General features: G+C 53.2%; 15 protein-coding genes. 11 read left to right on the forward strand and 4 right to left on the reverse strand.

What is annotated here, in order from left to right; genetic code table 11:
• Positions 1-472: 472 nt before the first annotated feature.
• The 8 genes from adhE to RTK01_RS00635 all read left to right on the forward strand — a co-directional run bounded on the left by adhE (position 473) and on the right by RTK01_RS00635 (position 10,617).
• Positions 473-3,244, forward strand: a complete 2,772-nt coding sequence (gene adhE, locus RTK01_RS00600) for a bifunctional acetaldehyde-CoA/alcohol dehydrogenase (RefSeq protein ID WP_312279100.1) — start codon at positions 473-475, stop codon at positions 3,242-3,244.
• A gap of 99 nt (positions 3,245-3,343) precedes the next feature.
• A complete protein-coding gene (locus RTK01_RS00605) occupies positions 3,344-4,249 on the forward strand; it encodes an iron-containing alcohol dehydrogenase (RefSeq protein ID WP_312279127.1) in 906 nt (301 codons plus the stop codon).
• 58 nt (positions 4,250-4,307) lie between these two features.
• Positions 4,308-5,195, forward strand: coding sequence for a 4Fe-4S cluster-binding domain-containing protein (locus RTK01_RS00610; RefSeq protein WP_312279101.1), 888 nt, complete (start codon positions 4,308-4,310; stop codon positions 5,193-5,195).
• A gap of 402 nt (positions 5,196-5,597) precedes the next feature.
• Positions 5,598-6,422, forward strand: coding sequence for a glycerophosphodiester phosphodiesterase family protein (locus tag RTK01_RS00615; protein WP_312279102.1), 825 nt, complete (start codon positions 5,598-5,600; stop codon positions 6,420-6,422).
• Between the two features lie 246 nt (positions 6,423-6,668).
• Entirely contained in the window at positions 6,669-7,028 is a 360-nt protein-coding gene (locus RTK01_RS00620) for a hypothetical protein (RefSeq protein WP_312279103.1), read from the forward strand.
• A 481-nt stretch (positions 7,029-7,509) separates the two neighbouring features.
• Positions 7,510-8,928, forward strand: coding sequence for an SLC13 family permease (locus RTK01_RS00625; RefSeq protein WP_312279104.1), 1,419 nt, complete (start codon positions 7,510-7,512; stop codon positions 8,926-8,928).
• Positions 8,929-9,046: 118 nt separating this feature from the next.
• Positions 9,047-9,835, forward strand: coding sequence for an SDR family NAD(P)-dependent oxidoreductase (locus tag RTK01_RS00630; RefSeq protein ID WP_312279105.1), 789 nt, complete (start codon positions 9,047-9,049; stop codon positions 9,833-9,835).
• A gap of 29 nt (positions 9,836-9,864) precedes the next feature.
• On the forward strand, positions 9,865-10,617 hold the full coding sequence (locus tag RTK01_RS00635; RefSeq protein WP_312279106.1) for a glucose 1-dehydrogenase: 753 nt from the start codon (positions 9,865-9,867) through the stop codon (positions 10,615-10,617).
• Positions 10,618-10,833: 216 nt separating this feature from the next.
• Here RTK01_RS00635 and RTK01_RS00640 read toward each other — a convergent pair whose 3' ends face one another.
• A complete protein-coding gene (locus RTK01_RS00640; protein WP_312279107.1) occupies positions 10,834-11,631 on the reverse strand; it encodes an IclR family transcriptional regulator in 798 nt (265 codons plus the stop codon).
• Positions 11,632-11,905: 274 nt separating this feature from the next.
• Between RTK01_RS00640 and ilvD the strand changes: the two genes are divergently transcribed.
• Complete coding sequence (gene ilvD / locus RTK01_RS00645) at positions 11,906-13,588, forward strand: dihydroxy-acid dehydratase (protein WP_312279108.1); 1,683 nt, start codon at positions 11,906-11,908, stop codon at positions 13,586-13,588.
• 60 nt (positions 13,589-13,648) lie between these two features.
• The gene (gene nifJ / locus RTK01_RS00650) at positions 13,649-17,173 is read left to right on the forward strand and encodes a pyruvate:ferredoxin (flavodoxin) oxidoreductase (RefSeq protein ID WP_312279109.1); all 3,525 of its coding nucleotides are present in this window, start codon (positions 13,649-13,651) and stop codon (positions 17,171-17,173) included.
• 208 nt (positions 17,174-17,381) lie between these two features.
• On the opposite strand, the gene RTK01_RS00655 is transcribed toward nifJ, so the two are convergent.
• Together RTK01_RS00655 and RTK01_RS00660 are read right to left on the reverse strand one after the other, a co-directional pair.
• Complete coding sequence (locus RTK01_RS00655; protein ID WP_312279110.1) at positions 17,382-17,783, reverse strand: bacteriohemerythrin; 402 nt, start codon at positions 17,781-17,783, stop codon at positions 17,382-17,384.
• 269 nt (positions 17,784-18,052) lie between these two features.
• Complete coding sequence (locus tag RTK01_RS00660; RefSeq protein ID WP_312279111.1) at positions 18,053-18,400, reverse strand: DUF6176 family protein; 348 nt, start codon at positions 18,398-18,400, stop codon at positions 18,053-18,055.
• A gap of 269 nt (positions 18,401-18,669) precedes the next feature.
• Between RTK01_RS00660 and RTK01_RS00665 the strand changes: the two genes are divergently transcribed.
• Positions 18,670-19,086, forward strand: coding sequence for a hypothetical protein (locus RTK01_RS00665; protein WP_312279112.1), 417 nt, complete (start codon positions 18,670-18,672; stop codon positions 19,084-19,086).
• 68 nt (positions 19,087-19,154) lie between these two features.
• Here RTK01_RS00665 and RTK01_RS00670 read toward each other — a convergent pair whose 3' ends face one another.
• Complete coding sequence (locus tag RTK01_RS00670; RefSeq protein WP_312279113.1) at positions 19,155-20,540, reverse strand: TIGR00366 family protein; 1,386 nt, start codon at positions 20,538-20,540, stop codon at positions 19,155-19,157.
• Positions 20,541-20,544: the final 4 nt, after the last annotated feature.

The following is a 20,544-nucleotide window of genomic DNA, read 5'->3' on the forward strand; positions in this document are numbered from 1 at the left end:
TTAGCAGTAAATTTTGAATTAATATGTAAATTTTGAGTTAGATTTATTTTTGGTTTTTGGATATTATAGCCATACTGTCAGGGGCGGGGGCTTGAAAATTTGAATAAAAAATCGGAAAGCTATCCGGGACCGGATTGCCGGAGTCCAAGCCGCTGAGCCAAAAGGCGCGGCGGCAGATTGCGTCCGCTTCCGTTGCCTCGTTGAGCAGGTCATACAGATTTTGCAGCAGATATTGCCACAGCAGCAGTCCAAGATCGTGAGGAGTCGCGTCTTCCGTGACGCGCTGTGGTATGGAAGAAGAAATGGAAACCAGTCATTCCAGCGTGTGACAAGTCATGAAAAAGGGTGTCCTGTTAAAATCGTCGGTTTCACGACTGCGCACTTTTTGGGTTGAACAGGAAAGGGGACGATGTGATCCGGATTTCAAAATTCACGGCAACACCAATTGCAAATTGAAAAGGGAGGCATATTTATGGCAAACGCATTATTGATCAATTCGGTAGAAGAATTCGAACAGGCTCTTCCTATCATTCGCGCTTCTCAGGAGGAGTATGCTACCTTCACACAGGAGCAGGTAGATACCATATGCGAAAAGGCCGCCATGGCGGTGTCTAAGATGCGGATTCCACTTGCGAAAATGGCCTGCGAGGAAACTGGCTACGGTATTGTTGTGGACAAGGTAACAAAGAATCAATATGCTTCCGAGCATATGTGGAATTATATGCGTTACGCTAAAACCTGTGGCATTATTGAAGAAAATCGTGCTTTTGGCACCAAGCGGGTGGCCTCTCCCAAAGGTGTAATTGCCGCTGTTACGCCCACCACCAACCCCACCTCTACCACCATTTTTAAAATGCTGGTTGCTCTGAAAACCAGAAATGCCATTATTCTCTCTCCACACCCTCATGCTGTGAAATGTTCCATCGCCGCCGCCAAAATTATTCGGGATGCCGCAATCGAGGCGGGGCTTCCGGAGCATGTGATCAGTTGGATTGGGACGCCCTCTCTGGAAATTTCTGATATATTGATGAAGAAGGTTGACCTGATTATGGCTACCGGCGGCGCCGGCATGGTTCATGCAGCCTATTCTTCCGGCACGCCCGCCATCGGCGTAGGCCCCGGCAACTGCAACGTCGTGATCGACGAGACGGCAGACCTCCGCATGGCCGTGGAGTCTATTATTCACTCCAAAACATTCGATAATGGAATGATTTGTGCCACAGAGCAGCATATCACGGTGCTGAGCAGCGTTTATGACGAGGTGAAGGCTTTACTGAAAGATGCCCGCTGCTATTTCCTGAATGATGAAGAGGCCGCCAAGGTGGCCAAGGTGTTCTACAATCCCAAAAATCACGGCGTAAATCCTCCCGCCGTTGGCCAGACCGCCGTTCGCCTTGCCGAGATGGCCGGAATTCAGGTGCCTTATGATTCCAAGGTTCTGATTTACGAGTCAAACGACACCTCCCACGAAAACCCCTGGGCCAACGAAAAGCTGACCACTTTGCTGGGTATGTTCAAGGCCGACACGCTGGATGAAGCGTTCGATATCTGCGCAAAACTGGTTTACGAGGGTGGCGCAGGCCATTCTGCGGCGCTGTACATAGACCCCACGGAAGAAAATAAGATTGACCGCTTTGCTGAAAAGATGAAGGCTGGACGTATCCTCATCAATACACCCACGGCTTTCGGCGGTATCGGCGATCTGTACAACTTCGATATTGCTCCGTCCCTGACGTTAGGGCCGGGTTCTGTGGGTCACTCCGCATACATGGGCAACACCAACTTCGAACAGTTGCTGGACATCAAGGTCGTTGCCAACCGGAAAGAAAATATGCTGTGGCTTCAGATGCCCAAAAAGGTCTATCATAAGACCGGCTGCACCCCCGTGGCCCTGCGGGAAATGAAGCACGTTTACGATTTTAAACGCGCCTTTATCATTACCGACGCCAACCTCTATCAGATGGGCGCCTGCGATGCGATTGTTAACCAACTGCATGATCTGGGAATTGAAACTGCTGAGTTCTTTGATATTCAGGTGGACCCGCAGATTCAGGACGCCATGAGGGGCCTGCCCAAGATGCACGAGTTTGAGCCTGATGTCATCATCGCTGTGGGCGGCGGATCCGCAATCGACACCGCCAAAATTATGTGGATCATGTATGAGCATCCCGAAGAGGCGTTTTTGGATATGGCAACCATCTTCCTGGATATCCGCAAGAGAGTCCGCTTCTTCCCGCAAATGGGCAAGAAGGCCAAGTTGGTCTGTATCCCCACCACGGCCGGTACCGGTTCCGAGTGCACGCCTTTCACCATTATCTCCGACGCCAACACCGGCATGAAGTGGCCGCTGGTTGGATATGAGATGATGCCCGAAATGGCCGTCATTGATGCGGAAAACATGATGGCCCTTCCCCCGAGAGCGACGCAGGCGTCCGGCTACGACGTGTTGACCCATGCGGTGGAAGCCTATGTTTCCACCTTTGCTACCGAGTATACCGACGGCTTCTGCCGGGATGCCACCACAATGGTATTCAATTATCTGCCGCGGGCCTATCGTTCTGCATTTAAGGGCGCGAAGGCCGACCCCGTTGCCCGTGAGAAAATGGCCGACGCTTCCTGTCTGGCCGGTATTGGCTTTGCCAATGCATTCCTTGGCATCAACCACTCCCTGTCCCACAAGATCGGCGGTTGGTTCCACATCCCCCATGGAACCGCCAACGCGCTGCTGTTCCCCTATGTCTGCCGGTTTAACGCGCAGAAGCACCCCTATCATATGGGGACCTTCTCCCAGTATAAGTATCCGCAGGCATTTGAGCGTTATGTCCAGTTGGGCGAGCTCATTGGCGTCAAGGGCGCCACGGACGAGGAGACGTTTGAAAACTGGATTAAGGCTGCCGAGCAGTTGAAAAAGGACGTGGATATTCCCGAGACAATCTGCGACTGGCTGGTGGAAGCCCACCCCGAAAAGAAAGCCAAGGCGTGGGAAACAGACTTCCTGGCGGCTGTCGACCAGATGTCCGAGTGGGCGTTCCACGATGCGTGCACCGGCTGCAACCCGGTATATCCCACAATCGAAGAGCTGAAGGCCTGCTACCTGAGAGCTTTCTACGGAAACGAGAAGTTCATCGAGAAGTTCGGCGATGTTTTGGCAGTGGCGGTCACGCTGCCTCTCGATACGCATGCGGCGTATCCCATGGGCCTCTCCGCAGAAATCGGCGTGGACAAAGTCGGCGGATTTATTTGATCGCCAGCAATTTCTTTGCCGCCTCAATTTTTCAGGAAGCCGGCGCCTGCCGGCGTCGGCTTCCTGACCGTTTGGTAAATTGGAGGACATCCGATGAATATGTTAAATCTCCCGAAAAAGGTTTATTTTAAGACTGGTTCCGCAAATGTGGCGTTGCGGGAACTAAGCGAAGTCTACCATATGAAGCGTGCGCTTCTCGTATCAGATCCAAGACTGTATCGTAATGGTATCGTTTCTTCGATTGGTCGGCAGCTACGAAAGCAAGGCATCCGCACGGCTGAGTTTTTTTCGATAGGTGCCGTGCCATCCTTTGCCGATCTTCGCAGTGGCCTGCCAAAGCTGTCGGAGTTTGAGCCGGACGTGATCGTAGGCATCGGCGGCGGCGGAGCGATGAGCGCTGCCAAGGCCCTCTGGCTTTTGTATGAAAACCCGGAAATGGATTTGGCGGCGGCGGTAGAATCTCCCGCTCGCATTCGCACCGGTGACAAAGCAAAACAGGTGCTGGTGGCCACTTCGTTTGGAAGCGGAGCACAGAACTCGCCGTTTTGCGTGTTAAAAAATGATTCCGGAGATATCTGTGTCATCAACAGTTTTGCGCTGCTGCCGGAAATTTCGGTGACGGACGCCCGCTTTACCGAAAGTTTGTCTCCGGCGCAAATTAAGGCCTGCGGACTTTCCACGCTCTCACAGTCAATTCGTGCATTTGCAGACGACGGGTGCTGCGAATATACTCAGGGGTTGTTACGAGAGGCAGTCAGGGCGGTGCTGAAGAATCTGAAGGCTGCTGAAGGAGGCTGCCCTGTGGCGCTGGAAAAGCTTCATAACGCAGCCGCTCTTGCGGGTGCGGCTTACGGGAACACGATGGATACCATTGATTTTACCGCGCCGTTCTACTCGTTCGCCACAGAAAAGGCCATGCATCAGGAGCGAATCGAAATGTTGGCTCATGACTTGAACTTATCAGGAACCCAGAAGCTGTGGGAGGCATGTGAGGCGCTTTTCTAAAAACCGCAGGCAAGCCATGGCGCCCAAGCGTGTGCATTACTCTGAAAGGCCTATCACTATGAACTATCCGTATAAAACGCGGGAGGGCGGGGCAACGATCACGATTTTTGTCCCATATGACTGCCGCAACCACTGTCCCTTTTGCATCAACAAGGGCGAATATGCAAATCCGACCGGGTTTTCTGTTGAGAAAATCTGCGAGAGCATTGAGCGGATGAATGCCGTCACACCTTACTGCGACTATGTGTTTACGGGAGGAGAACCCCTTGCCAATCTGGATTCTCTCCAGAAAATGCTCGATAAGATTCCCTCCACTCACAAGGTCTACATCAATACCACGCTTCCTGTGTCCGAGTATCAGTCCGAAGAGGACGTTGTGACGTTTACCCGGCGGAATCGGGATAAGATCACCTGTATCAATGTCTCCCGCCATATGCAGCAGTATGTGGTGGAGTCCAACGATCAACTGCTGACCAGACTGGCAGTTCCCTTTCGGATTAACTGCGTCCTCTATCAGGATTATCCTGCGTGGGCTCTGATCCCCTATCTGGATCGGTTCGGGAGTATCCCCGGCAGTTCTGTCCAATTCCGGTTCGACTACACCGCCACTACGCCTGACAACCTTTACGAGGAGACGGGCGACCAAATTTTGCAGGATTTGAAAAAAATTGCCGTCTACACCGGACTGGAGGGGTGCCGGATGCGCTGTGGTTTTCATTTTGATTACCGTGGTCTGGAGGTAACCTACCACAAGACCCTGCCTTATAGCACCATTGTAGAGCAGGACGCGCACAGCGGCGTGACCTACGCTATTTTGTACGACATTCTCATCAAGCAGAACGGTGACATTCACTCTGACTGGGACGGCACACCGCTGAATCTGGAAGCATACCGCAGCGCCGTGTTTGAGGCCCATGATTTGAAGTGGCTGACTCAAATTGCATAAGCAACTGACAAAGGCGGTGCAGCATTGCTGCGCCGCCTTTGTCTGCATCCTTCGAATTTTCTGGGCTGAAAGCAGATACGGGTGATGCGGGATGAGACTTTCCGCTTTTTAAGGGCCAAATACAACTTCCGCCTATATTTTCCGCCGTGGCTAAAAGCTGTTGCGGTCTTTTTTTAGTGTCCTGCGAAAGGCTGACGGCGCCCTGCGCCGCTTGCCTATTTCCGCCTTCCTCAGCACCGGAAAACATCTGTGCGTGTTTTGAAGAGCAACGCCAAGACGTTAATAAGCCTATAACCTCCAAAATGTGACATGTATGCAGAAGCTTCTTAAAAGCCGAACTATAAAATCGGCAGAGAGGGAGGCGGCGTATAAGTGAGTAAGAATCGTGGGATTTTCCGAAAAATGGGCGCGGGGCTTTTTGCCGCAGCCTTTCTAGCTGTCTGGATGTGCGGCTCATTCTTATATCAGCCGCTCAAAAAAGCAAATAACTGTGAAGTTGAAATTATGGCGCATCGGGGGGACTCTTTTCGCTTTCCTGAAAACACAATGGCCGCCTTTCGGGGTGCGGCAGACGCAGGGGCAGACTATGTCGAACTGGACGTGCGTCAGACATTGGACGGGGTCTTGATCATTATGCATGACGATAATCTTCTGCGCACTGCCGGTGTAGATCGGGAACTCTGCGACGTTACCTATAACGAACTTCGCAGTCTGAAAGTAAAGAAGAATGGAGGACTTTCGTCCATTCAGGAGACAATTCCAACGCTGCGGGAAGTATTGCGGGTCCTGAAAGGCAGCGGTCTGATGCTGAACATTGAACTCAAACCATGCAGGGAAGGCGGCTATGAAAAGGGAGTCGTAGATTTGATTTTGGAAGCAGACATGCAGAACCGATGTCTGATCGCTTCCAGTGACTGCGGAATTCTTCAGCGAGTGAAAAACTATGCTCCTGAAATTAGAACAGCATATGTGGGCTGCGATTTTAAAAGCCGCATACTCCGGCTGCAATGTGCCGATGCAATCAGCCTGAAGGAGAGCTGTGTGGATGCAACTGTTGTTCAGCTTGCCCATTCGGCGGGAAAAAAGATCTATGTGTGGACCGTCAATACAAAGCAGATGCTGGATAAAGCAATTGCTTTAGGGGTGGATGGCGTTATTACAAACAATCCGATGCTGGCAATTCAACGGACTTATTTTGTCGAGCAGCAGCCCGCGATGCGGGAGTAATACGGGCAGAGAACTCGGATGAATACTCTCACTATTTCGTCTCTGTTTCTCTAAGCGAACAGTCATTTCAACCATGTTGAAAAGACTGTTCGCTTCTCGGCAATTCACTACCATAGCCTTGATCAGACGAAACTGAGCACCCCGGGTGCAAACAGTATAGTAAATCACATTGTCCAAGTAGAGAGTAATCATGCTATTCCCTGGAGTGCGCCGTTAATTGAATTCGAAACATCCGGTAAATTCATTTTGATTTCTCCTTCTAAAAATGATGTTGAAGCGCAAAATGAGCTCCAGGTATGGGAAAAGTATAAGCGCCAACTTTACACAGCTTCAAAAATGGAAAATTTACTTAATTTTGCTTTAGTGTTCCTAAAAGCTTGCGCGTTTTTACAAATCTGGCGCGGCCATCTTGTAAAAAAGAGACCACATGTTTTGTCGATTGATTGCATGGGCTGCTCGCGCCGTCTGTCAGGATTTTCGCGTAAATATCTGTGTAAGCACCTTTCAAATACTCCGCCCGCGCTGCCCTTGAAGCGTTTTCATCTGCACCTAATTAGCAAAGGCATTTTCATTGGTTTGCAGAAAAAACAGCCTAAATCCGGCTGATTTTTTAAAATTACAGCGCAAGGTGCGGATTAACTGCTCTGTTCCTTGGAGTTTGCGTCCAAATCGTGGACAGACTATTTTTGTGGGCGGCGTTTGAAGTGGATAGATTTTCAATAACACACAAGTGCGCAACCTTCGCCTTCAAATTCAATGTTCTTTATTATAGAATAGATTTTGAAATATTTATTTATTTATCTAATTTCTGAGACTTTGCTGCAACAAACTCAGTCGATTATTTTGTTATAACGCACTATAATTAAGCTAAAATAGCGGCGTTATGCATAAAAATACTCGTCAGATGTTGACAAAATATGTCGTCCGGTCTATTATTTATATAGTTCTCCATTGTAGAATACAAGGCGATAAAAAAGAACGGAGCAAGCGAAGAATCGCTGGCCATACTAAGGAGGGTGATAGTCCTGACGAACACTCTTTCCCGGCAAAAAATCAACACAGGTATGAAAAAAGGAGAGAAACGATTATGTCCGCAGGAATATTTCTGTTAATTTTGGTGATTGCAATTCTCGCTCTGGTAGTGATGATTGTAAAGCTGAAAATGCACCCGGTACTGGCGCTGTTTATAGCGGCCTTGGGTACCGGCATCTCCCTTGGTTATGGCGTGATCGGCACGGTTGATTATGTCAGCAGCGGCTTTGGCAACACGCTGGGCAGCGTGGGTATCACCATCATTCTGGGCGCCATTATTTCTATGGCCATTGAGGATACCGGCGCAGCCAAGGCCATCGCCAACTTTTTTATTAAGCTTTTTCGGGGCAAGAACATGGAGTTGGCTCCGTCCCTGACTGCTTTCATCATGTCCATCCCTGTTTTCGGCGACATCACCATGGTGCTGACCGCCCCCATTGCTTCCATGCTGTCCAAGCGCAAGCACATCTCCATGTCTACCATGGCATCCTTCACCGGGTTGGGTCTGTTCCTGACTCACGCGTTGGTGCCCCCTACTCCCGGCATTCTGGCCATCGCCATTATGTTTAAGACTGATCTTGGCATGACGATTATGTGGGGTATTGTGGTATCACTGGTGGGCTTTTTCGTCCCTTATTTCCTGCTGCGCAAGTGGACGGCGAAGGAGTGGATTGAGCCCAATCCCGAATTTGTTCGGGATATGGCGGAGACTCATTCCGATAGTGTGGATGACATCCTGATCAAGGATCCTGGCCTGCCGAATACGGTTTTGGGCTTTTTGCCCCTGCTGTTGCCCGTGCTGCTGATCTCCGCTTCTTCCTTCGCTCAGATGTACGCCACAGAGGGCAGCGCCATCTATACCATCTGCACCGTCATGGGTAACAAGGTAATTGCTCTGTTTGTGGGTCTGGTGTACTCCGTGTGGCTGGGCTATCGGCAGCGCACGATGGTGCGGGGCATTTATGCAACCACTTATAACCAGCCTAATATCAAGTTTAATGAGATCGTGCTGGACAAGTGGGTTGCCCGGGGTCTGGTGGTTTGCCTGTCTCCGCTGCTGATCACCGCCATGGGCGGCGCATTCGGCAATGTGCTGAAAAATTCTCCCGCTCTGGCGCCTCTGTCTGAGATGATTGGCAACAGCTCCATTCCTACCATCGTGGTGCCCTGGGCCATTGCCGCCATCATGATGATCGCCGTTGGCTCCATGACCACCGCCGGAATGACCGCCGCGGCGATTGTGCTGCCTATGATGCCCGATCTGGGTCTGGCTCCCCTGGCCGCCGTGATGGCCATTGGCAGCGGCTGCCTGATGGGCAACCACTACAACAATTCCGGCTTCTGGGTGATGGGCCAGTTCTTTCATCTGAACACCCAGCAGTCTGTGAAGTACGTGACCATTCCCTGCGCGGTATCCTCCGTGGTGTGCCTGATTACTGTGGCGATCATGAACGCCGTGGGTATTTTCGGCTAATCGCTCGCACTCCGCACTCCTTTCGGGGGCATTGCGGGTATCCCGATGCCTTCGGTGTTCAAAAGACGGCTTTCGCGGAGTGTCCGCATAGCCTGAAAAAAACAGAAAGGACACGATCATGAACATTCGCTTTGACAACAAGGTGATTCTCGTCACCGGCGGCACCGGAGGCATCGGCCAGTCCTACGCGGAGCTTGTGGGCACGCTTGGGGCTAAGGTGGCCGTCTGCGGTACAAATCCCAAAAAGCTGGAGGCGGCACTGGAGAGCCTTCGTTCCAAGGGCATCTCCGCCTTTGGTGAAACCTGCGACGTTTCCAACGCCGCTTCTCTGGAGGGCTTTGCCGCGCACACAGAGGCCGAGTTGGGCCCCATTGACGTCTGGGTCAGCAACGCCGGTGTCTATCCTCAATACAGTATTATCGACACGACCGAAGAGATGTGGGACCGGACGGTGGATACTAATCTGAAGTCTGTCTATCTGGGCGCCCGCATTGGGTATCGCTTTATGAAGGACAGGGGGGGCGTAATGCTGCTGGCCTCTTCCTTTGCCTCCCTGTTTCCCTCTGTCGGCAGCGGCGTGTATGCTGCCACCAAGTCCGCAATCAGCTCCATGGTCAAAACGCTGGCCGCCGAGCTGGCCCCCTACGCCATTCGGGTAAACGGGTATATTCCGGGCCTGATCAATACGGACATGAACCACGCTCTCATTGAGGAGCGGGGAGAACAGCTTCGCGCCCCCATTGCGCTGCGAACCTTTGGCGAAGCAATTGACGTAGCGTGGGCCATGGCATTTCTGTCTTCCGACTACGCCCGCTATATCACTGGAACCAGCATCGAGATCAGCGGCGGAAAAATGGGCGTTCAGAATCCTATGAAGGCTTGGCAGGATAAGGAAACCCGAGCTTAAGCCCGGGGACAGGAAAGGAAAACCTGAATATGAATGTGAAAGACAAGGTAATTGCCGTTACAGGCGGCGCAGGCGCAATCGGCACCACGCAGACAAAACTCCTGGCCGAAAACGGCGCGGAGGTCTGGGTGCTGGATTTGGCGGCAGACCGGGCGGAAGCTCTGGCAAAGGAGCTGACAAACGCTGGCTGCCGCGTCCACGGCGTCGGAATGGATGTGGCCAGTGAAGAGGCTTGGAAGGCAGTGACAGAACGGATTGTAGAACAGAGCGGGCGGCTGGATGTGATTGTAAACAACGCCGGTATCAATATCCGCAAGACCATTGAGGAAATGACCAAAGATGAATGGATGCAGATGATGGAAGTAAATACCGGCAGCGTTTTTCTTGCCACCAAGTATGCCATTCCCGTTATGCGGCGGCAAGGGGGCGGCGTCATCCTCAACACAAATTCTATCTGCGGCCTGATCGGTCACATGAATACCCCCGAGGCCTATACTGCCACCAAGGGCGCCGTGACGCTGCTGACAAAATCCGTGGCCGCCCGCTACGCAAAGGACAACATCCGTTGTAATTCAATTCATCCCGCCACCATCGACACGCCCTTTGTGGCGACCCTGATGGCAGACCCGGTAAAAAAGCAGGCCCGGATTGATGAAATCCCTCTCGGACGGCTGACCACCGCGGAGGACGTGGCCAACGCGGTGCTGTATCTGGCAAGCGAAGAGGCATCTTTTCTCAACGGCGTCAATCTGCCCATCGACGGCGGCGTGACCTGCTACTAAAAAAACGTATTTACAGGCGGCAAAACTTTAATTGCTTTTTGAAAAGAGCACACGGCGATTTAGGTGAATAGCATAACCACCCGGTCTGTACATGCTCATTTCCGCGGAAACAGCAAAAAACGCCGCGAACAGCGGCGTTTTTTGCTTAAACCTCTATGACCGGGCAAACGTTTCGGGCAAATTTTTCCCAAAGTCTCCCGGAAGCTTGATGCGGCTTCAGCCTGGATTTTCTGCCCCCGACAGTTCCAGCACATACCCAAACACTTTTTTAGAAATCGCTGCGCCGGTTCGTTTCAGCTCATTCACCAGCCCGTTGTCGCAGGCCATACGGATGCGGGAAGTCATACCAGACACACTAATGGCGCAGGCCACGACTCCCAAAGCGGAAAATACCGGGATGGCAACGCAGGACAGCCCGATGGCAATTTCTTCGTTATCCTCGGCATAGCCCTGCGCCCGGACCTTGAGAATTTCCTCCCGAAGCTGCTCGGAGTTTGTGATGGTGTTATACGTCATGGTTTTCAGGCTTCTGGAGAAAATCCGTTCCTGCATGGCGGGATCCATGTAGGCAAGGATGCACTTCCCCACGCCTGTGCAGTGCAGGTCATTATGGGTGCCGATCTGGGTGCTGATAAAAATAGAGCCGGTGGCCTCTACCTTATCTACGTAAATCACACCGTCGTTTTGCTCTATCGCACAGTGTACGGTTTCGCCGTACTTGAGATTGATCTGCTCCAAGTATGCATGGACGGAGCGGATGATGATATTCTGAACCTTGACCGTGTTGGAAAAGCTCAACAACTTCAGACCGAGCACGTATTTCTGATTCTCGGGGTTTTGCTGAAGATATCCCAGATTAGTCAGCGTATTGATCAGACCGAAGGTTGTGCTTTTGTTGAGCTCCAGCGCATTGGAAATTTCCTTTACGCTGTGCTCCGAACACCCGGTCTTCTGAAATAACTCCAGAATGGAGAAAGCACGTTCCACCGATTGAATGTTCTTTGTAGTTGCCATAGTCAACCTCTTCTATATGTTCTGTATTGCAGAATACTGTTGCTCATATTATAAGATACAGGATTCTTCCTGTCAATAAAGCGTAAAAAATTCTAAAAATATTTTGAATGAATAAACTTCGTACGATATTGACAGACAAAAGCTAAGATAATATAATATTTCAGAGGAAAATAAACGACAGTGTAGAATGTCGAGCGAAAAAACGCAAACTGTTGCTTCTGAAAACAGATGTTAGACAAACCCAAGCCGCGAAAGGTTAAGGAGGAAAATTTTTATGGAATTTCGCAGTAAAACAATTTTAGGTGAGGAGGACAGCGCCTTTGCGCGGTCCCTGTTTAAATCCATGGGGTATACGGACAGCGAGCTGAAGGAAGGGAAGCCTCTCATCGGAATCGCCAACACATGGAACACTGTGGTGCCCGGCCACTACAATTTGGACAAGGTTGCGGAATACGCCAAGAACGGCATTTACGCAGGCGGGGGCACGCCCGTGGAATTTGGCACCATCGCCGCCTGTGACGGCGTGGCGCAGGGTCACGAGGGGATGCACTATATTCTGCCCTCCCGGGAGATTATCTGCAACTCCGTGGAGATTATGGCTCAGGCCCACCGGCTGGACGGGCTGGTGCTGCTGGCCTCCTGCGACAAAATCGTACCTGCCATGCTGATGGCCGCGGCCCGGCTGGACATCCCTTGCATCGTCTGCGTGGGCGGCCCCATGCTGGGCGGCATTGAGTTTGACGGCCGCAAATCCGACCTGACCTCCATTTCCGAGGCGTTGGGAATGGTGAAGGCCGACAAGCTTTCCGAGGGCGAGTATGCCGCGCTGGAGAATACCGCCTGTCCCGGCTGCGGTTCCTGCTCTTTCTACGGCACAGCCAACACCATGTGCTGCGTGTCCGAGGCGCTGGGCATGTCCCTGCCCGGCAGCGCCCTGATTCCCGCCGCCTATGCCGCCCGTCTGCGCAGCTCTTTTGAAGCGGGTCGGACCATTGTGGACCTGTGCAAAAAGGGCATCACCGCCCGCCAGATCCTGACCCGCGAAGCGATCCGCAACGGCATCAAGATGACCATGGCTACCTGTGGCTCCACCAACGCCGTGCTGCATCTGTCCGCCATCGCCAACGAGGCGGAGCTGGACATGAACGTGGTGGAAGAGTTTGAGGAGCTGAGCAAAACCACTCCCCAGATTGCCAAGGTCAACCCCGCCGCCAAGCCGGAGATGGAAGCCTTCTTCCGGGCTGGCGGAATCCCCAGAGTCTCTCAGCGTCTGGGCGACATTCTGGATACCTCCGTTATGACGGTCACCGGAAAGACCCTGAAGGAGAATCTGGCGGAATACGTCTATGAGTATCCCGAGGACTCCACGATTATCAAAACCGTGGAGGAGCCCTTCTCCAAAACCGGCGGCGTGGCGGTGCTTCATGGCAACCTCTGCCCCAACACCGCCGTGACTAAGCCCGGCGCCATCGATCCCTCCATGCACCGCTTCGTAGGCAAGGCCAAGTGCTATAACAGCGAAGAGGAGGCCGAGGAGGCCATTCTGGGCGGCAAGGTTCAGGCCGGCGATGTGGTGGTTATCCGCTATGAGGGTCCCAAGGGCGGACCGGGCATGCGGGAGATGTTCAAGGCCATGAAGTATATGTACGGCGTGGGCCTGAGCAAATCCGCCGCCCTGATCACCGACGGGCGCTTTTCCGGCACCAACAACGGCTGCTTCGTGGGTCATATTTCTCCCGAAGCTGCGGAGGGCGGCCCCCTGGCTATCGTTCAGGACGGCGACGAAATCCTGATTGACGTGGACGCGGGCAAGCTGGAGCTTCATGTATCCGACGAGGAGATTGCCAAGCGCTACAAGAGCTGGAAGCTGCCTGAAAAGCACATTCCCAACGGCTACCTGCGTCTGTATGCCAAGGCGGCTACTTCCGCGGATCAGGGCGCGATTATTAAGATGTAATATCTCTGTTTCCAGCGCGGAATTTTCTGCGCTGGAGACGATATGCCAGGAGGAATATAGATGTCTGAGAAAAAAATCATGAAAACTATGGACGGCAACGAGGCCTGCGCCACTGTTGCTTACCACTTTACGGATGTGGCCGGGATATTTCCGATTACACCGTCCTCTCCCATGTCCGAAAAGGTGGACGAATGGTCTGCCGCCGGACGCAAGAATATGTTTGGCCAGCGTGTGACGCTGGTGGAGATGCAGTCTGAGGGTGGCGCCGCCGGCGCGCTGCACGGTGTGGCCGAAGCGGGTGCTTTAGCCACCACCTTCACCTCGTCTCAGGGCTTGCTTTTGATGATTCCCAACCTGTATATCATGGCCGGACACCGGATGCCCGCCGTGTTTCACGTGGCGGCCCGCTCTGTTGCCCAGCACGCCAACAATATTTTCGGCGACCATCAGGACGTGATGACCTGCCGGGCCACCGGTGTGACCATGCTGTCCTCGTCCAGCGTGCAGGAGGTGATGGACCTTGCGGCCATCGCCCATCTGACCACCGTGAAGACCCGGGTTCCCTTTATTCACTTCCATGACGGCTTCCGCACCAGCCACGAGATTCAGAAGATTGAGATGATTGATCTGGATCGGGTTTCCGCCTTGCTCGACAAGGATGCGCTGGAGGAGTTCCACCGCATCGCCATGAACCCCGAGCATCCCGTTCAGCGCACCACCGTGCAGGGTCCTGACGTGTATTTCCAGTCTCAGGAGGCCAACAACGGGACGTATGACGAGATTCCCTCCGTGGTGGAGGGCTATATGCAGGAGATCAACAAGATCACAGGCCGGGATTACCATATCTTTAACTACTACGGTGCGCCCGACGCCGAGCGCGTGATGGTCATGATGGGCTCCGCCTGCGAATGTGCCAAGGAGGTTGTGGACCATCTGTGCGAAACCGGAGAAAAGGTGGGCCTTCTTCAGATTCACCTGTTCCGCCCCTTCGATATGCAGTATTTCTTGAACGCCCTGCCCAAAACGGTGAAGAAAATCACCGCCATGGATCGGTCTAAGGAGCCGGGCGCCATTGCCGGGGCGGTATATCTGGACGTGTGCGCCAGCTATGTCAACGACGGCGATGCACCGGAGATTTTCGGCGGCCGCTATGGCCTTGCGTCCAAGGACGTGACCCCCGCCCAGATGAAGGCTGTGTTTGACAACATGAACGCGGCCGCGCCCAAGCGCCTGTTCACCATCGGCGTGAACGACGATGTGACAAACCTGTCTCTGGAGGTTCACGAGCCGCTCATCACCGAGTCCGCCGACACGGTTTCCTGCAAGTTCTGGGGCCTTGGCTCCGACGGTACCGTGGGCGCAAACAAGAACTCCGCCAAGATTATCGGCGACCACGCGGGGATGTATACACAGGCGTATTTCGAGTACGACTCCAAAAAATCCTACGGCATCACCAAGAGCCACCTGCGCTTTTCCAAAGACCCCATCCGTTCCACCTATTTGATTAAGGCGGCGGACTTTTTGGCTTGCCACTCCCAGTCCTATATCAATAGCTATGACATGATCCATGAGGTGAAGGACGGAGGAACCTTCCTTTTGAACACCGCATGGACAGAGGAAGAGCTGGGCGAAAAGCTGCCCGGCGACGTGAAGAACTATATTGCAAACCACAATGTGCAGTTTTACATTGTGGACGCCAATAAGATTGCCCGGGAGCTGGGCCTTGGAAACCACGCCAACCTAATTTTGCAGTCTGCGTTCTTTAAGCTTGCCCGTGTCATGCCCGTGGATGACGCCATCCGCTATATGAAGGAAGCCGCCCAGAAGACCTATGCCAAAAAAGGCGAGAAGGTCGTGAACATGAACCTGGCCGCCGTGGATGCGGGAATCAACAGTCCTGTGAAGGTAAGCGTTCCCGCCGCGTGGGCGCAGGCGAAGGATGACCGCACAGTGGATGAAAACCTGCCTGTGGTGGTAAAGAACATTGTCATCCCCTGCAACCGCCAGAGAGGTGACGACCTACCGGTGTCCGCCTTGCTGCCCTATCAGGACGGCACGTATCCTCTGGGCACCTCCAAATACGACAAGCGGGGCATTGCTTCCGCCGTGCCGTCTTGGGACCCGAACAAATGCTTGCAGTGCAACCAGTGCACCTTTGTCTGCCCCCACGCGTCCATCCGGGCCTATCTGGTGGACGAGGAAGAGGCAAAGGCGGCTCCCGCCGGGTTTGAAATGGTGGACGCCAAGGGTGCTGCGGGGCTGAAATATCGCTTGCAGGTCAGCACGCTGGACTGCACCGGCTGCGGAAGCTGCGCAGCCTCGTGTCTGGCCAAGGACAAGGCCCTGACCATGAAGCCCGTGGACGACAGCATGTATGATGAAACCAACTGGAACTACGCCCTGACGCTGACTGACAAGCCCGGCGTGTTTAACCGCAAGACCCTGAAGGGCAGCCAGTTTTCCCAGCCCTTGGTGGAGTTCTCTGGGGCATGCGCGGGCTGCGGCGAAACGCCCTATGCGAAGCTTCTCACCCAGCTCTACGGCGATAAGACCTATTGGGTCAACGGCGTTGGCTGCTCTCTGGCGTGGGCGGGCGCGTTCCCGTCTCTGCCCTATACCGTCAATAAAGAGGGGCGCGGCCCCGCGTTCTACGGGACGCTGTTTGAGGATCAGGCGGAGAACGGCCTTGGTATGGTGCTGGCTGTGAAGCAGCGCCGGGCCAATGTCCGCCAACAGGTGGAAGCGCTGATTCCCCTTGTGTCTGGCTCGGAGCTGGAAACCGCCTGCAAAGCATGGCTTGCCTCCTTTGAGGATCTGGACACCAACGGCGCCGACGCCCGGGCACTGGCTGCGGCGCTGGAGCGTGCGGAGCTTTCCGGCGAAGCCAAGACTCTGGCTGAGGAGATTTTGCTCCACCGCGACCAGTTGGGCAAGAAAACGGTCTGGCTCTTCGGCGGCGATGGCTGGGCCTATGACATCGGCTTCGGCGGTCTGGACCATGTGATGGCCTCCGGCGAGGACATCAACGTGTTCGTGGTGGACACCGAGGTGTATTCCAACACCGGCGGACAGTCCTCCAAGGCCACGCCCGTGGGCGCCTCCGCCAAGTTTGCCGACGGCGGAAAGAGAACTGCAAAAAAGGATTTGGGCCGTCTTATGATGACCTATCCCGACGTATATGTGGCCTCTGTGGCCATGGGCGCCAATCCCGGCCAACTTATGAAGGCCGTCAACGAGGCCGTCAGCCACAAGGGACCCTCCATTGTCATCGCCTATGCCCCCTGTATCAACCACGGCATCAAGGCTGGCATGAACAATGTGCAGGCCGAGATGAAGAAGGCAGTGGACTGCGGTCTGTGGCCCCTGTATCGCTACGATTCCCACAGCAAGGAGAAGCCCTTCTCTCTGGATTATAAAAAGCCCTCCGTGCCTGTCAGTGAATTCCTGAACGGGGAGGTTCGCTATTCCGGGCTGAAGGTGAAGTATCCCGAAGCTGCCGAGATGCTCTTTGCCCAAGCGCAGCAAGAGGCGGACGACCGCTACCGAACCTATGTCCGTCTGGAAAAGAGTTATAACGAAGCGTAATCCCCCTGGGTTTGCCAATCCGCCTTTGCCCCGCCATGCTTACCTTCTCTTTCATTTTCCCACGGGGCGGTGTGGGCGAATCCCTTATACAAGACAGCAGGCCAAAGGGCCTGCTGTCTTGTCGCTTTTGTGGAGGATATGTTGCTTTGCACAGAGATAAAACATCTGCCGTGCCGGTCAAATTCCGGCACGGCAGATGTTTAACATTTTATTTTCCCTGCGTTTTTGCAAATTCGCCAATCTTTTTGTCCATGTTGGAGATGTGCTTTGTCAGCCAGTCCACCACGATTTGGTTGGCGCTGATAATCACCAAGATATTGCCACCGGAGGCGGCGTAATCGCTGCGCAGCTTTTGCAGTTGGGCGATGAAGGCGGTGTGTGCGGCCTTTTGCTCCGCATAACCCGGATAGTGAATGCGCTGCATATAGCTCTCTTCATCGGCAAAATGTTTTTTGGTGTAGCTATCCAGAAATTCCAGCAGCTCGCCTATGTATTCTTTGGCCTGATTTCGTTTTCCCGCTTCAAAAAGCTGCTCGGCTTTTTCAAACAGAAGCTTGTGCTGATCGTCAATTTCCCTGACCCCAACGGAGAGATTCGGCGTCCACGGCATGGTGATTCCCCCTTTTTATATGTCTCAAATCTTTTTACTATCATACATCATCATAAGACGATGTTCAACTGTTCCGTGGATAAACCGGATGCATATTTTGAAGAACATATGTGAAAATCATTGATCACCACGGGGAACGAATACTTGGAAAAGTGCAAAAAGCGAGGCAGCCTGTAAAAGCTTTTCAGGAGCAATGCTTGACCTGAGGGCAAACCTTGCGGGCCTGCGCAAGCCGCGCCCCGGCACACCCAAATTTTAGTCAGGGCGTATCAGCTTTCCCCAAAGACGGACAGATCACCCAGAAGCAGCTCTGGTGCAATTTGAACAACGCTTTCCACGTCGATGCACTCGGCCATATATTCAAAGTGCTTCTTATCCAACGGATTGCCGCTTTGTGCCGCGACCTGATTCGCATATTGAAGATCATCGGCAAGAACAAACATGTAAATATAGCTGATACCGCCCTCTTTGCTCATAAAGTAGACCTCAAGGTGCTCTCGCTCGTTTTTAAGGGTTTCCTCGCCCTTCTCCTTGTTGGCTGTTAAAAAATCAATCCATTCGCAGGCAACGGCTTCCTTTCCCGCCTTGACTTTCGCCTTGAACAATACCGCATCCACTATCATTCCTCCCATCACTGCATTAATTAGTAGTAACTAACTACAATTATGGCACAAAATTTTGGAGCCTGTCAAGTGAAACATACCCTGCCGTGTTATCCTGCCTGCGCGCATACAGCGGCGCGAAAATAGCGGCTTTAAAGGTAAACAAAAACATGAAGTAAAAAATCGACCGCCCGGGAGCTTCCCCCGGGCAACTTCTGTTTCTTGCAGAGGATATCAAACGGGTACTTATTGAATACACTGGGTTATGAAAGGAGTGTATGCCCGTGTTTGACAGGGTCGCAGCACCGCGTATAGACATTTATGACGGTATCACAAACGAATACTACGGAAGATCAATCTTTCCCGTGACCTCAGAGATTGAAGACAACCTGCTTCAAATTGTGAATTATGAAGGTGCGCCCAGAGCAATGCTGTTCCAGGACGATACGTTTCTCCCTGCGTCCGCCAGCTATGTTCCGCCGGGACTTTTTGAAAAAGTCAGACGAAACGGGATTGTCCGCGCAACCTTTCGGGATGCAAATTCGCAGTTGTGGGTGCCCGTAGAAATCCATATGAATTTTGACTCGCAGGTGCGGGGGAATTTACTGGGCGACCAATATCATTTTGACAGTGTTGTATATACCGATATTGATGTTCAGGATGTAAAGGTCCTTCCTCAGGGAGCGAAGGATACCACATAAAATAAATAAACTCCCCAGAGTCCGCCAAAAGGCAGACTCTGGGGAGAAGCTAAGTGATCGTCGCGCCCTCAGGAAAAGTTGATCGCAAGGGCAATGGCCACCAGTGCCATTTGGGTCAGCAGGAGCAGCCCGAACAAGGGGACAAACCATTTCCACCATTTTTCCACCTTTACGCCTGCGATGCCGCATACGATGGGGGCAGAAGCAGTGGGCCAGAGAATGTTGGACAAGCCGTCGCCAAACTGGAAGGCCAGCACCGCCACCTGCCGGGGGATATTCAGAAGGTCGGACAGGGGGGCCATGATAGGCATGCTGACCACCGCCTGACCGGAGCCGGAGGGAATCACAAAGTTCAAAAGCGTCTGGACCAGCAGCATGGCTTCTCCGGCCAGCCACCGGGGCAGGTAGGACAGGGGGATGGACATTCCGTAGACCACGGTGTCGATAATGTTGCCCGCCTGAAGGACCATCAGAATGCCCCGGGCAAGACCGATCATCATGCAGGCCATGGCAATGTCCGTAAAGCTCTTGGCAATCAGGTCGGCAATTTTGTTGGGGGACCATCCCATAATGGCGGCGCTGATGAGGCCCATCAGCAAAAACACGGCGGCCAGCTCTTCAAAATACCAGCCGTAGTCCTTGGTTCCGATGACAATGACCACGATGCCCCCAAGCAGCACCAGCAGCACCAGCTTTTCCCGCAGGCCGAAAGCGTGGGTCTCTATGTTCTTATCTGCCTGAATGCCGCCGGATACACCGTACATCAGGCTTTTGGTGGGGTCTGCCTGAATCTTCATCGCATAGCGCACCGTGTAGACCGAGGCAACCACGATCATGGAAAGGTGGCAGAAAATACGGAAGCCACAGCCGGACATCACCTGCAAGCCCGCGATGCTTTGGGCCATGCCCACGGTAAAGGGATTCATAAACGCGCCGGAATAGCCCAGCCCCGTGCCAAGAGCCACAATGGCAAGACCCACGATGGCGTCGTATCCCATAGCCAAAGCAATGCCGACGAAAATGGGGATGAAGGGGAACATCTCCTCGAACACACCGATGGTGGAGGAGGCAAAGCCGATCAGGGTGATAAAAATGGGGATAATCAGCGCGCGTAGCTTACCTTTCAGAATCCGCAGCAGTCCCGCCACCAGTCCGTTGAACGCGCCAGTGGAAATAATCAAACCGATGGAGGCATAGGCGATAAACACAAAAAACAGAACACCGCCCGCGTCGATAAAGCCGTTGTACACGCAGCGCAGCATTTGAAACAGCCCCACGGGGGAGCTTTCCACCGCGTGATAGGTTCCGGCGAGGATCAGCTTGCCGTCCCGCTGAAATTCCCCGGCGGGAAGGATCCATGTAAGAATTGTGCAGATGGCAATGATGCTCATCAGCAGTACGTAAATGTGGGGCATTTCCAGCCGCCGCTTCTTTTTTACCAGTGTCTCTCCCATAAAT

Origin of the sequence: Oscillibacter sp. (assembly GCF_031978065.1) — a bacterium.
In the GTDB taxonomy this organism is placed as follows: Bacteria; Bacillota; Clostridia; order Oscillospirales; family Oscillospiraceae; genus Oscillibacter.

Coding starts and splice junctions, on each gene's coding strand:
- adhE (WP_312279100.1), top strand. CDS start 473: ATGGCAAACGCATTATTGATCAATTCGGTAGAAGAATTCGAACAGGCT.
- RTK01_RS00605 (WP_312279127.1), top strand. CDS start 3,344: ATGTTAAATCTCCCGAAAAAGGTTTATTTTAAGACTGGTTCCGCAAAT.
- RTK01_RS00610 (WP_312279101.1), top strand. CDS start 4,308: ATGAACTATCCGTATAAAACGCGGGAGGGCGGGGCAACGATCACGATT.
- RTK01_RS00615 (WP_312279102.1), top strand. CDS start 5,598: ATGGGCGCGGGGCTTTTTGCCGCAGCCTTTCTAGCTGTCTGGATGTGC.
- RTK01_RS00625 (WP_312279104.1), top strand. CDS start 7,510: ATGTCCGCAGGAATATTTCTGTTAATTTTGGTGATTGCAATTCTCGCT.
- RTK01_RS00630 (WP_312279105.1), top strand. CDS start 9,047: ATGAACATTCGCTTTGACAACAAGGTGATTCTCGTCACCGGCGGCACC.
- RTK01_RS00635 (WP_312279106.1), top strand. CDS start 9,865: ATGAATGTGAAAGACAAGGTAATTGCCGTTACAGGCGGCGCAGGCGCA.
- RTK01_RS00640 (WP_312279107.1), bottom strand. CDS start 11,631: ATGGCAACTACAAAGAACATTCAATCGGTGGAACGTGCTTTCTCCATT.
- ilvD (WP_312279108.1), top strand. CDS start 11,906: ATGGAATTTCGCAGTAAAACAATTTTAGGTGAGGAGGACAGCGCCTTT.
- nifJ (WP_312279109.1), top strand. CDS start 13,649: ATGTCTGAGAAAAAAATCATGAAAACTATGGACGGCAACGAGGCCTGC.
- RTK01_RS00655 (WP_312279110.1), bottom strand. CDS start 17,783: ATGCCGTGGACGCCGAATCTCTCCGTTGGGGTCAGGGAAATTGACGAT.
- RTK01_RS00670 (WP_312279113.1), bottom strand. CDS start 20,540: ATGGGAGAGACACTGGTAAAAAAGAAGCGGCGGCTGGAAATGCCCCAC.